The organism is Sporosarcina ureae (assembly GCF_002082015.1).
GTDB lineage: Bacteria > Bacillota > Bacilli > Bacillales_A > Planococcaceae > Sporosarcina > Sporosarcina ureae_A.
In genome coordinates this window covers 1,557,501-1,576,507 of sequence record NZ_CP015109.1, presented here as the reverse complement: position 1 = coordinate 1,576,507, position 19,007 = coordinate 1,557,501, and the positions used below count along the sequence as shown (strand labels likewise).

General features: G+C 42.0%; 21 protein-coding genes and 4 tRNA genes (1 of these 25 only partly in view). 24 read left to right on the top strand and 1 reads right to left on the bottom strand.

Annotation, left to right across the window (positions count from 1 at the left end; translation table 11 throughout):
* Positions 1–14 precede the first annotated feature (14 nt).
* The 5 genes from SporoP17a_RS07780 (at position 15) to SporoP17a_RS07760 (ending at position 6,171) form a co-directional block, all read left to right on the top strand.
* A complete protein-coding gene (locus SporoP17a_RS07780; RefSeq protein WP_083034149.1) occupies positions 15–1,385 on the top strand; it encodes a UDP-N-acetylmuramoyl-tripeptide--D-alanyl-D-alanine ligase in 1,371 nt (456 codons plus the stop codon).
* Complete coding sequence (locus tag SporoP17a_RS07775; RefSeq protein WP_083034148.1) at positions 1,382–2,074, top strand: alpha/beta hydrolase; 693 nt, start codon at positions 1,382–1,384, stop codon at positions 2,072–2,074. Before SporoP17a_RS07780 ends, SporoP17a_RS07775 begins: the two co-directional genes overlap by 4 nt.
* A gap of 429 nt (positions 2,075–2,503) precedes the next feature.
* Positions 2,504–4,021, top strand: coding sequence for a degradosome RNA helicase CshA (locus SporoP17a_RS07770; RefSeq protein WP_083034147.1), 1,518 nt, complete (start codon positions 2,504–2,506; stop codon positions 4,019–4,021).
* Between the two features lie 142 nt (positions 4,022–4,163).
* On the top strand, positions 4,164–4,643 hold the full coding sequence (locus SporoP17a_RS07765) for a PH domain-containing protein (RefSeq protein WP_083034146.1): 480 nt from the start codon (positions 4,164–4,166) through the stop codon (positions 4,641–4,643).
* Complete coding sequence (locus SporoP17a_RS07760) at positions 4,636–6,171, top strand: PH domain-containing protein (protein WP_083034145.1); 1,536 nt, start codon at positions 4,636–4,638, stop codon at positions 6,169–6,171. Before SporoP17a_RS07765 ends, SporoP17a_RS07760 begins: the two co-directional genes overlap by 8 nt.
* A gap of 173 nt (positions 6,172–6,344) precedes the next feature.
* On the opposite strand, the gene SporoP17a_RS07755 is transcribed toward SporoP17a_RS07760, so the two are convergent.
* Entirely contained in the window at positions 6,345–6,950 is a 606-nt protein-coding gene (locus SporoP17a_RS07755; RefSeq protein WP_083034144.1) for a rhomboid family intramembrane serine protease, read from the bottom strand.
* A gap of 68 nt (positions 6,951–7,018) precedes the next feature.
* Here SporoP17a_RS07755 and acpS point away from each other — a divergent pair, with 68 nt between their 5' ends.
* The 19 genes from acpS to SporoP17a_RS07660 all read left to right on the top strand — a co-directional run.
* Complete coding sequence (gene acpS, locus SporoP17a_RS07750; RefSeq protein WP_083034143.1) at positions 7,019–7,375, top strand: holo-ACP synthase; 357 nt, start codon at positions 7,019–7,021, stop codon at positions 7,373–7,375.
* Between the two features lie 95 nt (positions 7,376–7,470).
* The gene (locus SporoP17a_RS07745) at positions 7,471–8,520 is read left to right on the top strand and encodes a LolA family protein (protein ID WP_083034142.1); all 1,050 of its coding nucleotides are present in this window, start codon (positions 7,471–7,473) and stop codon (positions 8,518–8,520) included.
* Between the two features lie 87 nt (positions 8,521–8,607).
* The gene (gene alr, locus SporoP17a_RS07740; RefSeq protein WP_083034141.1) at positions 8,608–9,720 is read left to right on the top strand and encodes an alanine racemase; all 1,113 of its coding nucleotides are present in this window, start codon (positions 8,608–8,610) and stop codon (positions 9,718–9,720) included.
* 154 nt (positions 9,721–9,874) lie between these two features.
* Positions 9,875–10,180 (top strand): transcriptional regulator, encoded by a 306-nt coding sequence (locus SporoP17a_RS17190; RefSeq protein WP_099638237.1) that lies wholly within the window; start codon positions 9,875–9,877, stop codon positions 10,178–10,180.
* A 4-nt stretch (positions 10,181–10,184) separates the two neighbouring features.
* Positions 10,185–10,535: a type II toxin-antitoxin system PemK/MazF family toxin gene (locus SporoP17a_RS07730; RefSeq protein WP_029054722.1), complete on the top strand. Its 351-nt coding sequence runs from the start codon at positions 10,185–10,187 to the stop codon at positions 10,533–10,535.
* A gap of 186 nt (positions 10,536–10,721) precedes the next feature.
* Positions 10,722–11,549: an RsbT co-antagonist protein RsbRA gene (locus SporoP17a_RS07725; protein ID WP_083034139.1), complete on the top strand. Its 828-nt coding sequence runs from the start codon at positions 10,722–10,724 to the stop codon at positions 11,547–11,549.
* 1 nt (position 11,550) lies between these two features.
* Entirely contained in the window at positions 11,551–11,913 is a 363-nt protein-coding gene (locus SporoP17a_RS07720) for an STAS domain-containing protein (RefSeq protein WP_083034138.1), read from the top strand.
* Between the two features lie 2 nt (positions 11,914–11,915).
* Positions 11,916–12,317 carry an anti-sigma regulatory factor gene (locus SporoP17a_RS07715; RefSeq protein ID WP_083034137.1) on the top strand — a complete coding sequence of 134 codons (402 nt, stop codon included), beginning with the start codon at positions 11,916–11,918 and terminating at the stop codon, positions 12,315–12,317.
* Between the two features lie 13 nt (positions 12,318–12,330).
* Positions 12,331–13,332, top strand: a complete 1,002-nt coding sequence (locus SporoP17a_RS07710) for a PP2C family protein-serine/threonine phosphatase (RefSeq protein WP_208859819.1) — start codon at positions 12,331–12,333, stop codon at positions 13,330–13,332.
* Positions 13,333–13,437: 105 nt separating this feature from the next.
* On the top strand, positions 13,438–13,779 hold the full coding sequence (locus SporoP17a_RS07705; RefSeq protein ID WP_083034136.1) for an STAS domain-containing protein: 342 nt from the start codon (positions 13,438–13,440) through the stop codon (positions 13,777–13,779).
* Positions 13,766–14,239, top strand: a complete 474-nt coding sequence (gene rsbW / locus SporoP17a_RS07700; protein ID WP_083034135.1) for an anti-sigma B factor RsbW — start codon at positions 13,766–13,768, stop codon at positions 14,237–14,239. The genes SporoP17a_RS07705 and rsbW overlap by 14 nt, the downstream gene beginning before the upstream one ends.
* Complete coding sequence (gene sigB, locus SporoP17a_RS07695) at positions 14,214–14,999, top strand: RNA polymerase sigma factor SigB (protein WP_029054715.1); 786 nt, start codon at positions 14,214–14,216, stop codon at positions 14,997–14,999. The genes rsbW and sigB overlap by 26 nt, the downstream gene beginning before the upstream one ends.
* Complete coding sequence (locus tag SporoP17a_RS07690; protein WP_083034134.1) at positions 14,999–15,595, top strand: PP2C family serine/threonine-protein phosphatase; 597 nt, start codon at positions 14,999–15,001, stop codon at positions 15,593–15,595. The genes sigB and SporoP17a_RS07690 overlap by 1 nt, the downstream gene beginning before the upstream one ends.
* Before the next feature lie 111 nt (positions 15,596–15,706).
* Positions 15,707–17,848, top strand: coding sequence for a Tex family protein (locus tag SporoP17a_RS07685; protein ID WP_083035946.1), 2,142 nt, complete (start codon positions 15,707–15,709; stop codon positions 17,846–17,848).
* Positions 17,849–17,862: 14 nt separating this feature from the next.
* Entirely contained in the window at positions 17,863–18,315 is a 453-nt protein-coding gene (locus SporoP17a_RS07680) for a SprT family protein (protein ID WP_083034133.1), read from the top strand.
* A gap of 257 nt (positions 18,316–18,572) precedes the next feature.
* Positions 18,573–18,644: transfer RNA gene (locus tag SporoP17a_RS07675), tRNA-Glu, on the top strand.
* 52 nt (positions 18,645–18,696) lie between these two features.
* Positions 18,697–18,771, top strand: a tRNA-Gln gene (locus tag SporoP17a_RS07670).
* A 72-nt stretch (positions 18,772–18,843) separates the two neighbouring features.
* Positions 18,844–18,919, top strand: a tRNA-Lys gene (locus SporoP17a_RS07665).
* 78 nt (positions 18,920–18,997) lie between these two features.
* Positions 18,998–19,007: transfer RNA gene (locus tag SporoP17a_RS07660), tRNA-Leu, on the top strand (it continues 77 nt past the right edge of the window).

Sequence of the window (19,007 nt, the reverse complement as noted above, 5' to 3'; positions counted from 1 at the left end):
GTGGAGGAAGTAACGTGAAACGAAATCTATCAACGATCCAGCAATGGCTTCAAGCAGAAGGACAGCATATCACAAAGCAACAAGTGACAGGTGTCTGCATCGATTCACGGAATGTGCAAGCGGGGGACTTGTTTATCCCTTTTAGAGGAGAACAAGTCAATGGCCATCAATACGTCAGAGGGGCAATTGAGCAAGGTGCAATCGCAGCACTTTGGCTGAAGGATGAACCGAATCCACCAGCCGATATCCCGCTATTATTTGTCGAGGATTCGGAGCTTGCATTGCAGCAAATGGCCCGTAGCTACCGAAGTGAATTGACGTGTACTGTCATAGGAGTCACAGGGTCGAATGGTAAAACATCGACAAAAGATTTAATTGCAGGCGTCCTATCACCTTATCGCAAAGTCAAAAAAACAGAAGGTAACTTCAATAATGAACTCGGCTTGCCACTGACTTTATTGGCTGTTGAAGACGACACGGAAGTTGCGATCCTTGAAATGGGAATGAGCGGCTTTGGAGAAATCTCTTTCTTGTCAACGCTTGCTAAGCCAAAGTTTGCAGTCATAACTAATATCGGTGAGGCGCATATGCAAGATCTCGGTTCCCGTGAAGGGATTGCAAAGGCGAAGTTTGAAATCATCGATGGTCTGGCGAATGACGGTATGTTGCTGTACGACGGCGATGAACCGTTATTACAAGGGTTAGTCAATCAACAAACCAATTTGTGTAGCGTGTCATTCGGTTACGACCAAGCAGATCTGATTGCGCAGCAAATTACATCTACCGATAAAGGCAGCTCGTTTACTGTATTTGGTAAACTCGAAGCTCATTTCACAATTCCTGTTTACGGTTCTCATCAGGTGAAGAATGCACTTGCCGCGATTGCAATCGCAACAGAGTTGGGTCTGACAAAACAGCAAATCGAAAAGTCATTAAGTGAAACAACATTAACGAATATGCGTATGCAACCTATTGCGGGAAAAAACGGTTCATTGCTTATTAATGATGCATACAATGCAGCGCCTACCTCTATGCGTGCAGCCTTCCGTTTTATCGCCGATACATCCGTTAAAGAAAACAAATGGCTTGTTCTAGGTGATATGCTCGAGCTTGGCACCGATGAACAGCGCTACCACGAAGAGTTGGCGGACGAACTGAAAAAAATGGACGTAAAAGGCATCGCGTTATTTGGTCCCCGTATGAAGTGGTTGTCGGATCAGTTGAAAAATCATCCGATAGATATCATGTGGACAGCGAATGATACCGAGTTGCTTGCAGATGCGTTACGCCCAAAATTAACGGATCAGACAGTGGTGCTTTTCAAAGGGTCTAGGGGAATGAAGCTGGAACGGATTATAGAGTTGCTTACTGAGGGCGAATTGTGACGACAGGCGTCCTCATTATTCACGGGTTTACGGGTGGTCCTTTTGAAATCGCTCCGTTTAAACGATTTCTAGAGAATCATACTCAATGGAAAGTGGTAGCGCCTGTGTTACCGGGACATGAAATGGATCCAGGCGTACTATGGGGCTCGGCTAGGTCATGGATGATGGTCGCTGAATTAGAGTTAAGAAGACTACAGAGAGAAGTGGATGACGTCATAGTAGTCGGTTTCTCTATGGGCGGCCTGATTGCCATGTACTTAGCAATGCGCTATCCGATTAAAAAGCTGATCTTATTAAGTGCTGCAGCGAAATATATTAGTCCGCGTATTTTATTAGGGGACGCACGAATCATGATGAAGTCCTTACAGCGTAAAGCGTATCCCCCCAACTCGTTCTATCATTTGTATAGCTATAAGCTGACACATACACCAGTTCGCGTGGCGTTAGAGTTTTTACGCGTCGTTCGCTTAGTACGACCGTACTACCATCAGGTCAAAACGCCTGTTTGTATTGTGCAGGGGAGGCAAGATGGCATCGTTCCTGCATTCACAGCAGACATGTTGTACGAACAACTTGGGTCAAAAGAAAAACATCTAATTTTTTCTGAACATGGCAAACATCATATTTGTTATAGCGAAGATCGCCATGTATGGTTCGCGAAGGTACTGAAATTTATGGATGAAGACTGATTAATGGAACTTAAGCCGATTCGTTGCAGTCTTGTGTAAGCCATGGTAGAATGATAAAAGGAATTGGATACATTTACACGGCACTCTTCCGTTTTATTTTACGGAGAGTACTTTTTTTTGAATAAAACGGTGATTAGTAGGCAAACTAGCAATGACTTGCTGTTTTCACCGCTCGGCAAGGACCGAGCTTTCCTTGTATGTCACAGATTTTACATTGTGCTGTATAAAAATCTGGACGCAATTACGATAAGTGTAATTGATATGACTTCTCTCGACCACAAGAATCCTTCTAGAAGATTCTTCTTATAAACCAGAGATGGATATATCGGAAACGCTCCCAATTTTCAAAGTACATGGCTCGAATTTGCCGCGCTTTCATTTGCAGATGTAACCAATTGTCAAATGGAGAAATAAAGGAGATTGAATATTTTGACGAAGTTTTCAGAATTGAATATTAACGAAACAACACAAAAGGCTTTAATACGTATGGGGTTTGAAGAGGCGACTCCAATCCAAGAGGGGACAATCACTTTTGGTATGGAAGGCCGCGACGTAATCGGGCAAGCACAAACAGGTACTGGTAAAACGGCAGCATTCGGTATTCCAATCATTGAAAAATTGGATCCAAAGAGCACTGCAGTTCAAGCATTGGTCATCGCACCAACTCGCGAATTGGCAATCCAAGTATCAGAAGAAATTTATAAAGTAGGCTACGGTAGCCGCGCGAAAGTACTTTCCGTTTACGGCGGTCAAGAAATCGGACGTCAAATCCGTGCACTTCGTAATAATCCAAATATCGTAGTTGGTACACCAGGACGTATTTTGGACCATATCAACCGTAAAACATTGAAGCTTGATCACGTTCAAACACTTGTTTTGGACGAGGCAGACGAAATGTTGAACATGGGATTCATCGAAGATATCAATACAATTCTTGCAAGCGTACCGGCTGAGCGTCAGACGTTGCTATTCTCAGCAACTATGCCAGCCCCGATTCGTAAAATTGCAGAGACATTCATGAAAAATCCAGAAGTTGTGAAGATCAAATCCAAAGAAATGACTGTTGAGAACATAGAACAGTTCTTCGTAAAATCTCACGAACGTGAGAAGTTTGATGTATTGTCAAGATTGTTGAATGTTCAACAACCTGAATTGGCTATCGTATTCGGTCGTACAAAGCGCCGGGTAGATGAGTTAGCTCATGCCCTGAGTATCCGTGGCTATATTGCTGAAGGAATCCACGGTGACTTAACGCAAGCGAAGCGTATGTCAGTTTTGCGTCAGTTTAAAGACAATAAGATTGATGTACTTGTAGCAACAGACGTAGCTGCGCGTGGATTGGATATTTCAGGCGTAACACATGTATACAACTTTGACATTCCACAAGATCCAGAGAGCTATGTTCACCGTATTGGTCGTACTGGTCGTGCTGGTAAAAGTGGAGTGGCTGTTACATTCGTAACGCCACGTGAAATGGGTTACCTTCGCATCGTTGAGGAAACGACTAAGAAGCGTATGACTCCCCTACGTCCACCGACTTCTGACGAAGCATTACTGGAACAGAAGAAAAACGCAGTGGATTCACTAGTAGAAGTAATTGAACAACAAAACTCAGAAGACTACGCTGGATTAGCAGCGCAATTGCTTGAGAAGCATGATGCGAAAGAAGTTGTGGCGGCAGCTCTTAAATCATTGACTAAAAATATTGATGAAACACCAGTAAGTATTACAGAAGAGCGCCCATTACCTTCACGCAGACCTTCTTCATCTCGTTCAGGTGGAGGCTATAAAGGTGGCAACCGTAGCGGCGGACGTTCTCAAGGTGGACGCAGCAGAAACTTCAGCGGCGGTTCTGGCGGCGGTTCAAGACGTAGCAGCGGACCACGTGATGGTGCAAGAAGAGATGGCGGTTCAAGACGCAACAATAGTAACCGTTCTGAACGATAAGAATAGAAAACATAAAATCCGGACCTGCATTATAGCAGCCCGGATTTTTTTGTCGTGAATATGGTATGATATGATCGAATAGAGTGAAATGTTTTGATGACAGTTTGATAGTATAAGTAGAATTCTGAAAAGAGGTGGATCTATGAGGCAGCAACCTTCAAATCAAATTTCCAGAAAAGGATTAACTGTTTGGAGATTATACGGAACAATTCAAAGTGTAATCATATTGGCGGTAGCAGTTGGTTTGGGTTTTTTATCGTACTTTTTTGATTGGCCAATTTGGATTATAATCGTCATTACAGTAGTTGTATTAGTACATGCATTTTTATCGATTTATTTATTCCCGAAAATTCGTTGGCAACGTTGGCGCTATGAAGTACGTGAGGCGGAAATTGAGCTTCAATACGGATTATTTATCGTCAATCGCACACTCATTCCGATGGTGCGCGTTCAGCACGTGGATACAGCAGAAGGTCCGATTTTACGTAAATACGGTCTAGCTTCCATCACGATCTCTACTGCAGCGACTAATCATTCCATTCCTGCGCTCGTGACGCAAGAGGCAGACGAACTGCGCAACCGTATATCCACGTTTGCAAGGGTGGCGAAAGACGATGTCTGAACCACGCTACAAACTTCATTGGATATCTGCTGTTGTTGAGACTGCGAAAACGCTGAAAGAATTGATTGGACCTTTCATAGTATTGGTTTTCGTGAATGGGTTCAAAGGAGAGAGTACAGCACCTTGGTATATCCAATATTGGTCGTTAATTTTATTTGGCGTGCTGATTGTATTCACGTTAGTTTCGGGTGTCGTGAAATGGCGCCGTTTCGATTATTGGTTCGAAGACCAAGAATTGCGCATTGAATCGGGTTTGTTTGTACGGAAAAAGCGTTATGTTCCATTTGATCGTATTCAAAGTCTAGATTACACAGAGGGCATTTTTCACCGACCATTTCAGTTGGTGAAAGTCAAAATAGAAACAGCGGGTTCATCTTCAGGTAAAGACGCCGAAGCCGAATTAACTGCCATCACAAAAGAAGCGGCACAACAGATAGAAAAAGAAATTAAACAGGTGAGGAAAGTGAAAGTTCTAGGTCCGGAGCCCGCATTATTAGATCAAATAGAGTGGCAATTGATCAAAGATCCGGAGGAAGAAGTGCGGGTAGCACAACAACCAGCGCCAGTAATTTTCTCCATGACGACAGGTGACTTGCTTATGCTTGCAACAACCTCAGGTGGTATCGGGGTTATTTTATCTGGTGCAATCGTATTTTTATCGCAAATTGAAGAACTCATTCCATATGATTGGTTGTTCGGAGAGTTGAAATCGTTCATTCGCATCGGTGTCTTCGTCATTGCGATTTTAGTAGCACTCGGTTTCCTTATCGTTTGGTTGCTATCCGTTGCGATGACATTCCTTGCAAATTATGATTTCAAAGTCATGCGTGAAAAGGATGACTTAGTCATTACGAGGGGGTTACTCGAGAAAAAAAGAGTGACTGTACCGTTGAAACGAATACAAAATATTACGATCACTGAAAATCCTTTTCGTCAATTATTCGGCTATGGAGCGGTCATCATTAACAGTGCGGGGGGAGTGGGAGAAGGTTCGCGAATTAAGCTTTTCCCGTTAGCGAAACGAAACCGCATTATTGAGCCGTTACAGGAGCTATTTCCGAATATAGACTTCAGTGAACCGACGGAAAAAATTGGCGAGAAAGGAAAACGTTTCTACTATCGTTTTAAGTTATTTGTGACACTCATCCCTATAGCGATTGTCTCGTATAACTTCTTTCCATACGGCTTGCTGATGTTGTTACTGTTGCCGTTGGTAGGCTTGCATGGAATTTGGCAATACAAGACGGCGGCCTATACCATTTTGCCGAAACAGTTGACGATGCGATTTCGCATCGTCAGCCGGCAGACGGTGTTCACGGAGAAGAACCGGATCCAATCAATGGAGTTGGATCAGAATTATTTTCATCGTAGAAGAAAGGTCGCGACCCTTACGGTCAATGTCAAATCTGGCATGACGCTTGACGCCCCGGCCATTCGCCATATGCCTCAGGAAAACGCTGAAAAGTTCCTTTCCTGGTATGAGTTCCATCCAGATAGTACAGAATCACAAACAGAGCCAGACAACTAAACTTGTCTGGCTTTTGGAGCTTAATGAAGTAGAGAGATTGACGGCAGTGTAGAGGAATGCAAAAGCCTGTCCCCAGTTAGAGTAGAACTTCTCTCGTCCTCACTACTTTCCTCTCTAAATCAGCACAATTTTAAAAGCCAGACAAGGTAACCCTTGCCTGACTCTGCAACACATTATTTCTTTCGCCAACTAACGATGTTCTTCGGATTGAAAAAGCTCAGCCCGATCAGGAAGCCTGTAATCAGCCCTGCTATGTGCGCCGTCACGTTGATATTCGTCCCTACAAACGTCATCACAATACTAATGACGATAATCGGCAAAATAACTTGTCTCAACTGCGGAAACGAATGCTTCGTGTAATACACAAGCGCACCAAACGCACCGAACACACCGAAAATCGCACCGCTTGCACCGACGTGCGTGTAAGCAACGGGTTGCACGAAGAATGTTGCGATATCGCCGAATAAGCCGGCTAACATATACACTGTAATAAAACGTGCTTTCCCCGCGATTTTCTCAAGCTCTGGTCCGAAAACGAAAAGCGAGAACATGTTAAATAGTAAGTGCATAAAACCGCCGTGCAAAAACATCGGAGTTATTAAACGCCAATACTCTCCATTCGCAATGAGGAAGTTATCTCCCAGGCCGAATAAAAAGAGCTGATTACCAATGCCGGGAATCAATGTATAGATAAATATCCCGATATTCAGAGCAAGCAAAAATGTCACGACAGGGTAGGCACGAACATATTGTGAAAAGTTTTCCGTTCGTATAAACATGGTTTCACCTCAATCTTCTGTACTGATTATACATATTATTTAACTTGAAGGGAAAGGAGTTGTTCATTTTGATACAAGGAATTGGATTAGATATCGTGGAATTGAATCGCATAGCCCGTTTGGATAACCGTAACGCTAAATTTAGGGAACGAATCTTGTCTGAAATGGAATTGCGCGTATATGAAACATTGAGTGGCCATCGTAAAACTGAATACTTGGCAGGGCGCTTTGCTGCTAAAGAGGCGTTCTCAAAAGCGCGAGGTACTGGGATCGGAGCAGATTGCAACTTTCTAGACATCGAAGTCATTTCGGAAGCAAGTGGTCGCCCGGTATTGTACTTCCATGATCAACCGGTTCAAGGGTTTGTTACTATTACGCACACCCAAACTGTAGCTGCTGCACAAGTAGTCTTAATGGAATCTTAAAAGCATCTAAATAGAATTTAAAACAAGCTCGCATATTCGATTCATCCCTCTCATAAGATAAGCTACCCGAATTGATTGGAGAAAGGATGAAAAGAATGCGGAAAAAATTGATCATGTTAGTAGTCGTCGCAGTCATGTTAGTACTAGGAGGGTGTGGTAAGCCTTCCAAAGAAGATGTTATGAAAAAACTTAGCAATAAGTGGAATGAAACAAAAGGGTATGAATTAAATGCCTCGATGGAAATCAAAACAGGTTCGGAACCTCGGGTGTACAATGTGGAAGTATGGCATACTAAGCCAGAGTTTTACAAAGTAAATGTAATGCAATCGGGTAATGATGAGTCACAAATGATTGTTCGTAACGAAGAAGGCGTATTCGTCATTACACCGTCACTCGGCAAAACGTATAAATTCCAAAGTGACTGGCCAGCACAAAACAGTCAAGGGTACCTGATCGGAACGCTTGCCGAAGATATTAAGGCAGACAAGGCAGCGGTCATGGAAGAAAAGGAAAAAGAGTATATCTTTGAAACAGAAACACGCAATAATCATAAGTCACTTTTACCAACTCAGAAAATTCATATCGATAAAAAGACTTTGTTGCCAAGCAAGGTGACGATCCATGATGAAGCAGGTGAAGAGAAGATCTCCATTAAGTTCGATAAAATTGCATTGGGTGTAGAGCATAAAGTCGCTGAGTATAAGGTAGAGATGGATCAACCGAAAGCAGACGGCGATGAAGCGGATTCTGAGAAAGAATCGACTGACAAAGAATCAGCGGACGATGATGGGGAAGATCAAGCTAAGCTAAACCAACAAACATATTATCCAGTTGCTAATTTACAAGGTACCACACTGTCAGATGAGCAGAGTGTGGAAATTGAAAATGGTCAGCGTGTAATTATGACATTCAGCGGGGATCGGGAATATGTTGTGATTCAAGAACCAGCTGAAAAACCATTGAATCAAATGCCTGTTTCTATAGAAGGTGATCCGGTTGATCTAGGGTTCGCAGTAGCGGCATTGACAGAACAATCTATTCACTGGGAAGCAAATGGTATGGCGTTCTTTGTTGCATCCGACATGTTAAGCAAAGAAGAATTGATTACTGTAGCTAATTCAATGACAGCAACTGAATCGAAATAATCAACGACTGGATCAATTGACTAGACTGTGCCTTTGGATAGATAATTATTGCATGCAACAGTCTATCCTATAACGAGGTGGAAAGAAATGTTTAACGAAACACAATATCGGCCAACACGAGCGGTTATTAATACAGCAGCTATTAAGCGCAATGCAGAACGTCTGATTTCATATTTGCCAAAAAAAACCAAGTTGATCGCGGTCGTTAAATCAGATGGATATGGTCATGGAGTCGCGAAGGCTGCTTCCGCTGCGTTACAAGCGGGAGCAGAAATGTTTGCGGTTGCTACTCCTGATGAAGCCATGACGCTTAGGAAAACACAACCAACAGCCGATATTCTCGTATTAGGGCTCTCACCGGTATCATTTGTGTCTATAGCAGCACAACATCGTATTATTTTAACGGTCACGAGTGAAAATTGGGTAAAACAAGTGATTGCACAGCAACCATTAGAAACTAAATGTAGAATTCATGTAAAAATCGACAGCGGGATGGGTAGAATTGGGGTGCGGACTGAAGAAGAACTCGCACGATTGGTGCAGCGTATTCAACAGTCCGACTTATCTATTGATGGTGTATTCACACATTTTGCACGCGCGGATGAAGAAAACCGGGAACCGACGCAACGACAGTTTGAACGATTCATGCACCTAGTGAATTGTTTGCCTGAAAAACCGCGTCTCATTCATGCATCAAATAGCGCAGGAACCTTGTTGTTTCCTGAATATGCACTTGACGCTGTCCGTTTTGGTATAAGTTTATACGGTATTCCACCGTCACATACCGTGGCAAAGCAATTGCCATTTGAGCTTGAACGGGCATTGACGATTGAAACTGAATTAACTTACGTGAAACAGATGACTGTCGGTGAGGCGATTAGCTATGGCGGTACGTATGAGGCGGTTGAAGGAGAATGGATCGGTACCTTACCGGTGGGCTACGCGGACGGATTAAAGCGTTCACTTACAAATCAGGAAGTACTGATTGATGGCAAGAGGGTACCAATTGTTGGCACCATTTGCATGGACCAATGCATGATCCGATTACCTTGTGAATACCCTGAAGGTGAAAAAGTGATATTGATCGGTAAACAGGGCGGCGAAGAAATCATGATAGAGGAATGGTCTGATCGCCTAAACACGATACCCTATGAAATAGCTGTAACATTTTCTACACGGATACCTAGAGTCTATACGTGAAAAGTCGAAACTATCTAGTGGAATATATGACGCAACGATCATCCGATTCGACATTCTACTGACGAAACTAGTATTTCTTGTCAAAACACTTCAAACCTTGTCTTTTCATATTCCAATATAAATGGTAAGATAGAAATGATATAGAAATAGAGGGATGGGTTTGTCGGAGGTGCTCGATTTGCGTACGGATAAAAACGATAAAAGAATACTTAGTATAGCCTCAACCAGATTGCAACAGCAAAATGAAGACGCAATCTTTCAATGGGAGCAAGTGCAAGAAGATTTCGTTTATACGACAGATATGAAACATATCGAACATGGTGAAGCTTCCTTAATACGTGAAGCCATGATAAGAGGTTATGTGGAAATGTCGCAAATCAACCTCAACATAGCGGCAGAATGTTTATATGCGGAATTTGAAGCTCAGCATACCGTGGAACGTTGCGTCAGCGGAGGATGAAAAGTTGGCAATTAAACGCGGAGACGTCTTTTTTGCAGATTTGTCACCTGTAGTCGGTTCTGAACAGGGTGGGACTAGACCGGTACTGATCATCCAAAATGATATTGGTAACCGATTCAGTCCCACAGTGATTGTGGCAGCCATTACTGCACAAATTCAAAAAGCAAAATTGCCGACACATGTCGAAATTACTGCGGCCCGGCATGGATTCGAGCGGGATTCAGTCATCCTGCTCGAGCAAGTCCGCACAATCGACAAGTCAAGGCTTACAGACAAAATAACACACTTAGACGATGCGTTAATGAAACAAGTCGACGAAGCGTTACAAGTAAGCTTCGGACTTATTAAATTTTAGCATACATATTCTAACAAACTTTATTGCAGATGGCGCCAGCAACTAATGGCTGCTTGAAACACTATAGCCAACAGGTTATAGTGTTTTTTTTATAGTAATTTCGAAAAAAACGATTAAATACATGTAGTTTGTAGCGAAGTTCGATACAATAGAGATAATAGATGATGTAGGGAGGAACAAATAACGATGAACGAAGTCATGAGAAAAGGTATAGTCGAAAATATAGATACCATTACAACACGTTGGGTAGAGGCAATGAAAGAGAATGCGGATGAGCGTTTTCTAGAATTAATGCCAGCACCTGTAGTTGCAACAACAAGCAGGGAGTTTACAGAGTTGATGACGTCTAATCTAACGTACCGAGATACAGTGGACAAGGCACGATTGGATGAGTTCACAGAGAAGATCATTCATTTTGGATGGTCTATTAAATTCATCAATCGGGCAATTGATACGTTTTCTTCTGTCGTATATAATCTATTCTTTGAAACGGGAATTTTAAAAGAGTCCAACTTACGCGAAGGGATTCACATCTTTACAAACTGGATTAATCCGTTAAGAGAAAGCATTATTGAAGAGTATTCCACGAAATGGGAACGGACGGATATATTGCAGAAGATCGCATTGCAAGAACTATCAGCTTCACTAATTCCTGTATTCGACAAGATCTCTGTCATGCCGTTGGTCGGTACGATTGATACAGAACGTGCGAAATTGATTATGGAGAACCTATTAGAAGGTGTGGTCAAGCAACGTGCTGAAGTCGTGTTACTAGACATTACAGGCGTACCAGTAGTGGATACAATGGTTGCACACCATATCATCCAGGCGGCAGACGCGGTTCGTTTAGTAGGTGCAAAATGTATGCTAGTTGGTATTCGTCCAGAAATTGCGCAGACTATTGTAACGCTAGGCATTAATCTGACAGATTTTTCTACGACTAGTACGCTACGCAGAGGTATGCAAAAGGCGCTTGAAATGACAGGACGAACAATTGTAGAGGAGGAAATGTAGTATGAAAATGCGAATCCCGATTCTAAAGCTAAAGGATACATTGATTGTATCTATTCAAGTAGAGCTTGATGATCAGACAGCATTACAATTCCAAGAAGATTTATTAAATCAACTACATAAAACGTCTGCGCGAGGCGTTGTGATTGATTTGACGCCAATCGACTTTATTGACTCATTCATCGCTAAAGTACTTGGGGATGTTATTCATATGACAAGCTTAATGGGTGCGAAAGTTGTTATTACAGGAATACAACCATCTGTAGCCATCACGCTAATTGAATTAGGTATACGTCTGGAGAACGTGACAACTGCATTAGATCTAGAGAATGGGCTAGAGAAATTGACTAGAGAATTGGAGGCCTGACCATGGAACACAGGTCTTCTATAGAGATCAAAACAGAGTGGGATATTGTTGCTGCTAGACAACTCGGACGTAATGAGGCGAAAAATACGGGTTTTGGGACAGTAGACCAAGCTAGAATCACGACTGCCATTAGTGAATTAGCAAGAAATATATATCTTTACGCGGGAAAAGGTCAAATTGAAATTGTGCCTATTACAGTAGGTGCACGGGTAGGGTTACTGATTACCGCTACCGATGAAGGACCAGGAATTTCTGATTTACAAAAGGTTATGACGGATGGCTATACGACATCAGGAGGATTAGGTGCAGGAATGCCAGGAGTCAAACGACTGATGGATGATTTTCGTGTAGAAACAGAAGTGGGCGTAGGTACCACAATTACAGCGACTAAATGGTTGCACTAGGAGTTGAAGGGTATTGCCACAAGAGGCGGGTAGGCAGTATAAGCAAATGCTGGAGAATTATCTGCACTCCAAAGGGGAAGAAGATCTCTATTTGGGACAGCAATTCAGCCGCAGCTTCATAGAAAAGAATATCGCACCGGAAGATGTTATCAGTATTCATAAAACGTCTATTGAAGAACTAATTGAAGATATGCCAGCCGACGTCAGCGTATCTTTCGATTTTCTAATCGAAATGATGATTCATTATGGACTAGCGTTAAAAGAACACCAGAGTTTAATCCGAAAACAAGAAATTATTCAAACAGAGATGGATATTGCGGTTAGAGTACAAAATACTTTGCTGCAAACAACAACTCCCATGTTGAAGGGTCTGGATATAGGTTGGATTTCTAAACCGTCGAAGCAAATGAACGGTGACTATGTATACTTTTTAAAGGAAACTGAACAAGAAGTTTGCCTAGCAGTTGCCGATATTATCGGCAAGGGCATGTCTGCAGCTATGCATATGTCCATGGTAAAGTTTGGTATGGATAGTCTGCGGTACGAGAAAAGAAGTCCTTTTGAAGTATTGAGCTTCATCAATAAAATGGTGGAGCAAAGTATTGCTGATTCTATGTTCATTTCTATGTTTTACGGAAAATACGATACGGAAAACTCAGTATTCCGTTATTCTTCAGCTGGACATGAGCCGGCTCTCTTTTATCGTGCTGCCAAAGATTCGTACAGTTTGCTAGAAAGTAAAGGTTTGTTGCTAGGTGTTCAAGCAGAAGCGGTATATGAAGAACGTACGGTGCGTCTTGAAGAACATGATTTTGTTGCGATTATGACAGATGGTGTAACGGAAACTAGAACAGATAAAGGTTTTATTGAAATGGACGTTATAGAAAATTTATTGCGAGAAGTGCGTTCGGAAAGTGCACAAGCAATGGTTGACTATTTATTTAGTGAGCTTTCCAAAATGCAGAATTACGAACTTCATGATGACTTCACGCTTGTTATTTTGAAAAAAACATAATGAAGGTTTAAGAAGTCTTAGAATGGGTATAAAACAATGAGGGTGTAGTGGATATGATTACACTATACATTCATAGAAAATAGAGAAAGCGATTGAGGTGGCGAAATGAATTTACAAGTTGAGCAAGTTGATCAAGATCTAGTGCATAATTTTAAAATTATCGGAGAAATCGATATATATACAGCACCAAAATTGAAAGAACACTTGGCTGCTTTAGAGTTAGTAGATGGAATCGAAGTGGAGTTAGAGTTATCTGAAGTAAACTACATGGACAGTACAGGTTTAGGCATATTTGTCGGATTCTATAAAGAAGTGAAAGCGCATAATGGGAAATTAGTCATCAAAGGACTAAACCAACGCCTTTACCGATTGTTTGAAATTACGGGCCTTAGTGACATTATGGAAATTGAACAATCTAAAGGTGGCGAAGACAATGCAAGCGTTTGATTACATCGAAATAAAAGTTCCGGCAAAAGCTCAGTATGTAGGTGTGGCTCGTTTAGCTATATCGGGTCTTGCAAGTCGTATTGGATTTACATATGATGAAATTGAAGATTTGAAGATCGCTGCAAGTGAAGCAGTGACGAATGCTGTGCAACATGCGTACAATGACGAAAAAACAGGTGAAGTGATTTTGGGCTGTGCCCTTTATGAAGACCGCCTGGAAATTGTTGTGACGGACCATGGTCAAAGCTTCGATTTTGAAGAAACGAAGAAAAAGGTTGGTCCATATCAAGATTGGAATGAAGAATCACCTCTTAGAGAAGGTGGTCTAGGGCTTTACTTGATGGAAACTTTAATGGATGAAGTAAAAGTTGACCATGGGGAGGGTGTCATTGTTTTCATGACCAAATATTTGGGCAGAGAGCGGGGAGAGGACCATGTCAAATCAACAGTCTTCTCGTGACAGTGAGACGAAAGAGCAAGTCATTAAATGGATACATGAATACCAAGAAAATAATGACGACCATGCGCAAACACAGCTAGTCTTGCATTACGAGCGACTGGTTCATTCAATCGCGCGTAAATATTCACGTGGACAATCCCATCATGAGGATATCGTCCAGGCAGGAATGCTCGGACTATTAGGAGCGATTCGAAGATACGATCCTGAGCAAGGACGGAACTTTGAAGCGTTTGCTGTACCGACCATCATTGGAGAAATTAAGCGATTCCTTCGTGATAAAACCTGGGCTGTTCACGTACCACGACGAATCAAGGAGCTAGGGCCGAAGATCAAAGCGGCTGTTGAAACGTTAACGACTGAATTTCAGCGTTCGCCAATGGTCTATGAAATAGCAGAATATCTTGGCACCGACGAAGAACTAGTGCTTGAAGCGATGGAAATGGGCAGAAGTTACCAAGCGCTATCGATCGACCATACACTAGACGCGGATTCAGAGGGTGGAACAATTACACTGCTGGATATCATTGGTGAGACTGATGGCGGTTTTGAAAAAACAGATCAGCGTATGCTTGTTTTGAATGCACTGAACGTTTTAAGTGAACGCGAACGTCAAATTATCCAGTACACATATATCGATCAGATGAGCCAAAAAGAAGCTGGAGAATTACTGGATATTTCCCAAATGCACGTTTCAAGACTGCAACGCAAAGCGATCAAAAAGCTACAAGAAGTAATTCTGACGAGTGGTGGTGCAAACTAGTGGAGACTTTTGAGAATGACTATGTAGAGGCATATATATACCAACAGTCCAAAAAAGGCAATAAAGATTCTGGGGATGCATACTACATTCATTCAGAAGAAGACTATTTCATTTGTGCTATTGCAGACGGCTTAGGCAGTGGAACAGAAGCAAAAGAATCAGCTGAAATAATTCCGCAAATCTTAAGGATCTATCATCACGAATCACCTGACGATTTGTTACTACGTTGTAACAAACAGATGTTGCATAAACGCGGTGCGGCAGTAGGGATTGTGAAAGTATATTTTAAACAGCAAACCCTAGAATATAGTTGTGTCGGTAACATCCGGATCTACATACTGCAGTCGAATGGTCAGATGATTTATCCATTACCAGTAATGGGTTATTTGTCGGGACGACCGCAATCGCCCCGTACGCAAAGATATCCTTATAATAAGAATGACCGGTTCTTTCTTCATTCTGATGGTGTGAATTTGCGAAGTCCTAAAAAATACTTACAAGAAAATTCTACTCCGTATCAATTGTATAAAAAGGTTGAAAGTACGATTGAAGATAATGATGATGCAACATTCATCGCAGCTAGCCTGCTTCATTAGGTTGAAGCGGCTTTTTTTTGCTTAAAAATAAATGGTTGCGGAAGGAAAGCCCATTGGAAACATGCTATTATATGGAAAGGGGAAAGGGTGATTGAATTGTCAAAAGATCTTATGGAAGCAACAGCAAGTCGTGCAGGTATCAGCAAGACCCAAACGGCAAGCGTCATCGCGCTATTGGAAGAAGGGAACACAGTACCTTTTATTGCGCGTTATCGGAAGGAAGCGACAGGTTCACTTGACGAAGTACAGATCAAGGATATTGAAGATGCCTATCATTATATAAAGTCGCTTGAACAGCGAAAAGAGGAAGTTCTGCGCTTGATCGATGAACAGGGGAAGCTGGATGATACGTTAAAGGCGGAGATTGAACGCGCAACAGTATTGCAGCGAATCGAGGACTTGTACCGCCCTTACAAACAAAAACGACGTACGAAAGCAATGATTGCGATTGAAAATGGCTTGGAACCTCTTGCGGACCAAATCATGCAACAGTCATCCGAGAAAATTGAATCTATAGCACAATCCTATATCAATCTTGAAAAAGAAATCCTTACACTAGAGGATGCATTGGAAGGCGCTAAGTTCATCATTGCGGAGAGGGTGTCAGAAGACGCAACAATACGGGAGAAAATCCGTAAAATTACATGGGCATCCGGGAAGTTAACAGCCACCCTAAAAAAAGGCGCGGAAGATGAAAGAAAAGTATTTGAAAACTACTATGATTACGAAGAACCACTCAGTAAAATAGTACCTCATCGCGTTTTAGCTATTAATCGGGGAGAAAAAGAAGATGTATTGCGTGTGGGGGTAGATTTCCCGGCGGATCGCATCATTGGAGATCTTGAGCGTGTGTACCTGAAGCGACATCCTTCTTCATCTACAACCTATATAAAAGAAGCATTAGAGGATTCGTTTAAACGATTAATTGCCCCTTCAATAGAAAGAGAAGTACGAACGACATTGACCGAAAAAGCGGAAACGCAAGCAATTCACGTGTTTTCGGAAAATCTACGTAGCCTTTTACTACAACCACCTTTAAAAGGGAGAACAGTACTTGGAGTAGACCCAGCATTTAGAACAGGATGTAAACTTGCGGTAGTGGATGAAACAGGAAAGTTACATGATATCTCTGTCATCTATCCTCATCCACCAAAGCCACAAAAAGAAGCATCAAAAGAAATAATACGCGATCTATTAAATAAATACCCAATATCCATTATTGCGATTGGTAACGGAACTGCATCGCGTGAGACAGAGAAGTTCATCGTCAATCTAATTAAAGAAGTGGACAAGCCGGTTTCCTACGTAATTGTCAATGAAGCAGGCGCGAGTGTATATTCAGCATCTGCAAAAGCGCGAGAAGAGTTCCCAGATCTGCAGGTAGAACAAAGAAGTGCGGTTTCCATTGCACGAAGACTGCAAGATCCGTTGTCTGAACTTGTGAAAATAGATCCTGAATCTATCGGTGTAGGGCAATACCAGCATGATGTAGCGAAAAAGAATCTGGCGGAATCACTTTCATTTGTTGTAGAGACAGCGGTGAACCGCGTGGGGGTTAATGTCAATACCGCTTCATCTTCGCTATTACAGTATGTTTCAGGTCTGTCAAAATCCGTAGCGGAAAACATTGTTAAAGCAAGAGATGAAGCAGGTAAGTTCACAAAACGTACAGAGTTGAAAAAGGTACCGAGACTAGGAGCAAAAACTTACGAACAGGCAATAGGTTTTTTGCGTATACCAGAATCAAAAGAACGCTTCGACTCGACAGGCATTCACCCAGAGAGTTATAAAGTGGCAGAAGCAGTATTGAAAGAGTTGCAACTAGACAAATCACAGCTTGGCACAGAAGAAGCGACGGTTGCTCTCGAACATGTCGATATCTCACAGCTTGCTGCGCAGCTAAACGTAGGGGAAATAACATTGCAAGATATTATACAAACATTACAGCGTCCGAACCGCGACCCGCGAGACGATTATCCGCAGCCTTTATTAAAAGCAGATGTACTTGATATCAAAGATGTATATGAAGGTATGGAAATGCAAGGAACAGTGCGTAACGTAGTGGATTTCGGTGCATTTGTAGACATTGGCGTTTCGGAAGATGGATTAGTACACATATCCAGAATGAAAAAAGGTTATGTGAAACATCCGCTAGACGTAGTTGCATCCGGTGATATTGTCACAGTATGGATTGATTCTGTTGATCGCCAAAAAGGGCGTATTGCTTTATCTATGCTTCCTCTTAAGAAATAAAGGAGAGAATCAGCATGTCAGAAGAACAATTACAACAGCTGGTTGAGCACATCTCATTGGAAATCTTCCATAAGCCGTTTGTCCATCAAGCAGTTTTTAACAGTAGACTGCGGACGACGGGCGGTCGCTATAAGTTAAGTAATCATTTTATAGAGATCAACCCATTAGTTATTAAGCTTCATGATAAAGAAGAATTGATTGGGATCATTAAACATGAACTTTGCCATTATCACCTTCATATAGAAGGAAAGGGGTATAAACATGGAGACCCAGATTTTAAACAGCTACTGAAAGAGACGAATTCACCTCGTCATTGCAAACCGCTGACGGAACGTAGAGCGAAGAACACGCTCATCCATCTATATCGTTGTATGGCTTGCGGACTGGATTATCCTAGGCGTAGAAGAATGGATTGCGCAAAGTATCGCTGTGGAAAATGTGCAGGGGAGATCGCGAAAGTAGAATGAAACATAAAAGGCATTCAATCACAATAATTGGATGCCTTTTATCCAATTAGATAAAAAGTAGTGAAAGGCAGCTATGTAGCTTAAGAATTTTATAATGGGAAAAGCTGTCGCATCAACGTTTTAAAGCATGTTGAAAAGTTTTTTAAAAAAGATTGTTTAAAAAGGTTGACGAATGACTAGACCCTGTCTATAATAGTAAAAGTCGACTAAGACAAGCGCAACAAACCAATCGCTTGCTGAACTGACATTACCAGTAAGGCCCCTTGGTCAAGCGGTTAAGACACCGCCCTTTCACGGCGGTATCACGGGTTCGAATCCCGTAGGGGTCACTTTTAATAAAATGAACAAATCCCTGAAGAGACGATAATGATTGATCATTGATGGGGTATAGCCAAGCGGTAAGGCAACGGACTTTGACTCCGTCACTCGTTGGTTCGAATCCAGCTACCCCAGCCATTTCTATTGTGAGTCACATGCATTAGAGAGATCAAAGGTATTTGGGACAAATTGTTCCTTTCATTTTAACATGAGCCGTTAGCTCAGTTGGTAGAGCATCTGACTTTTAATCAGAGGGTCACAGGTTCGAATCCTGTACGGCTCACCATTCATTTTAAAAAGAGTTCAAGAAAGTTCTTGACTTATTAAACTGAAGGTGTATAATAGTAATTGTCGCTGAAACAAAGCGGTAGTGG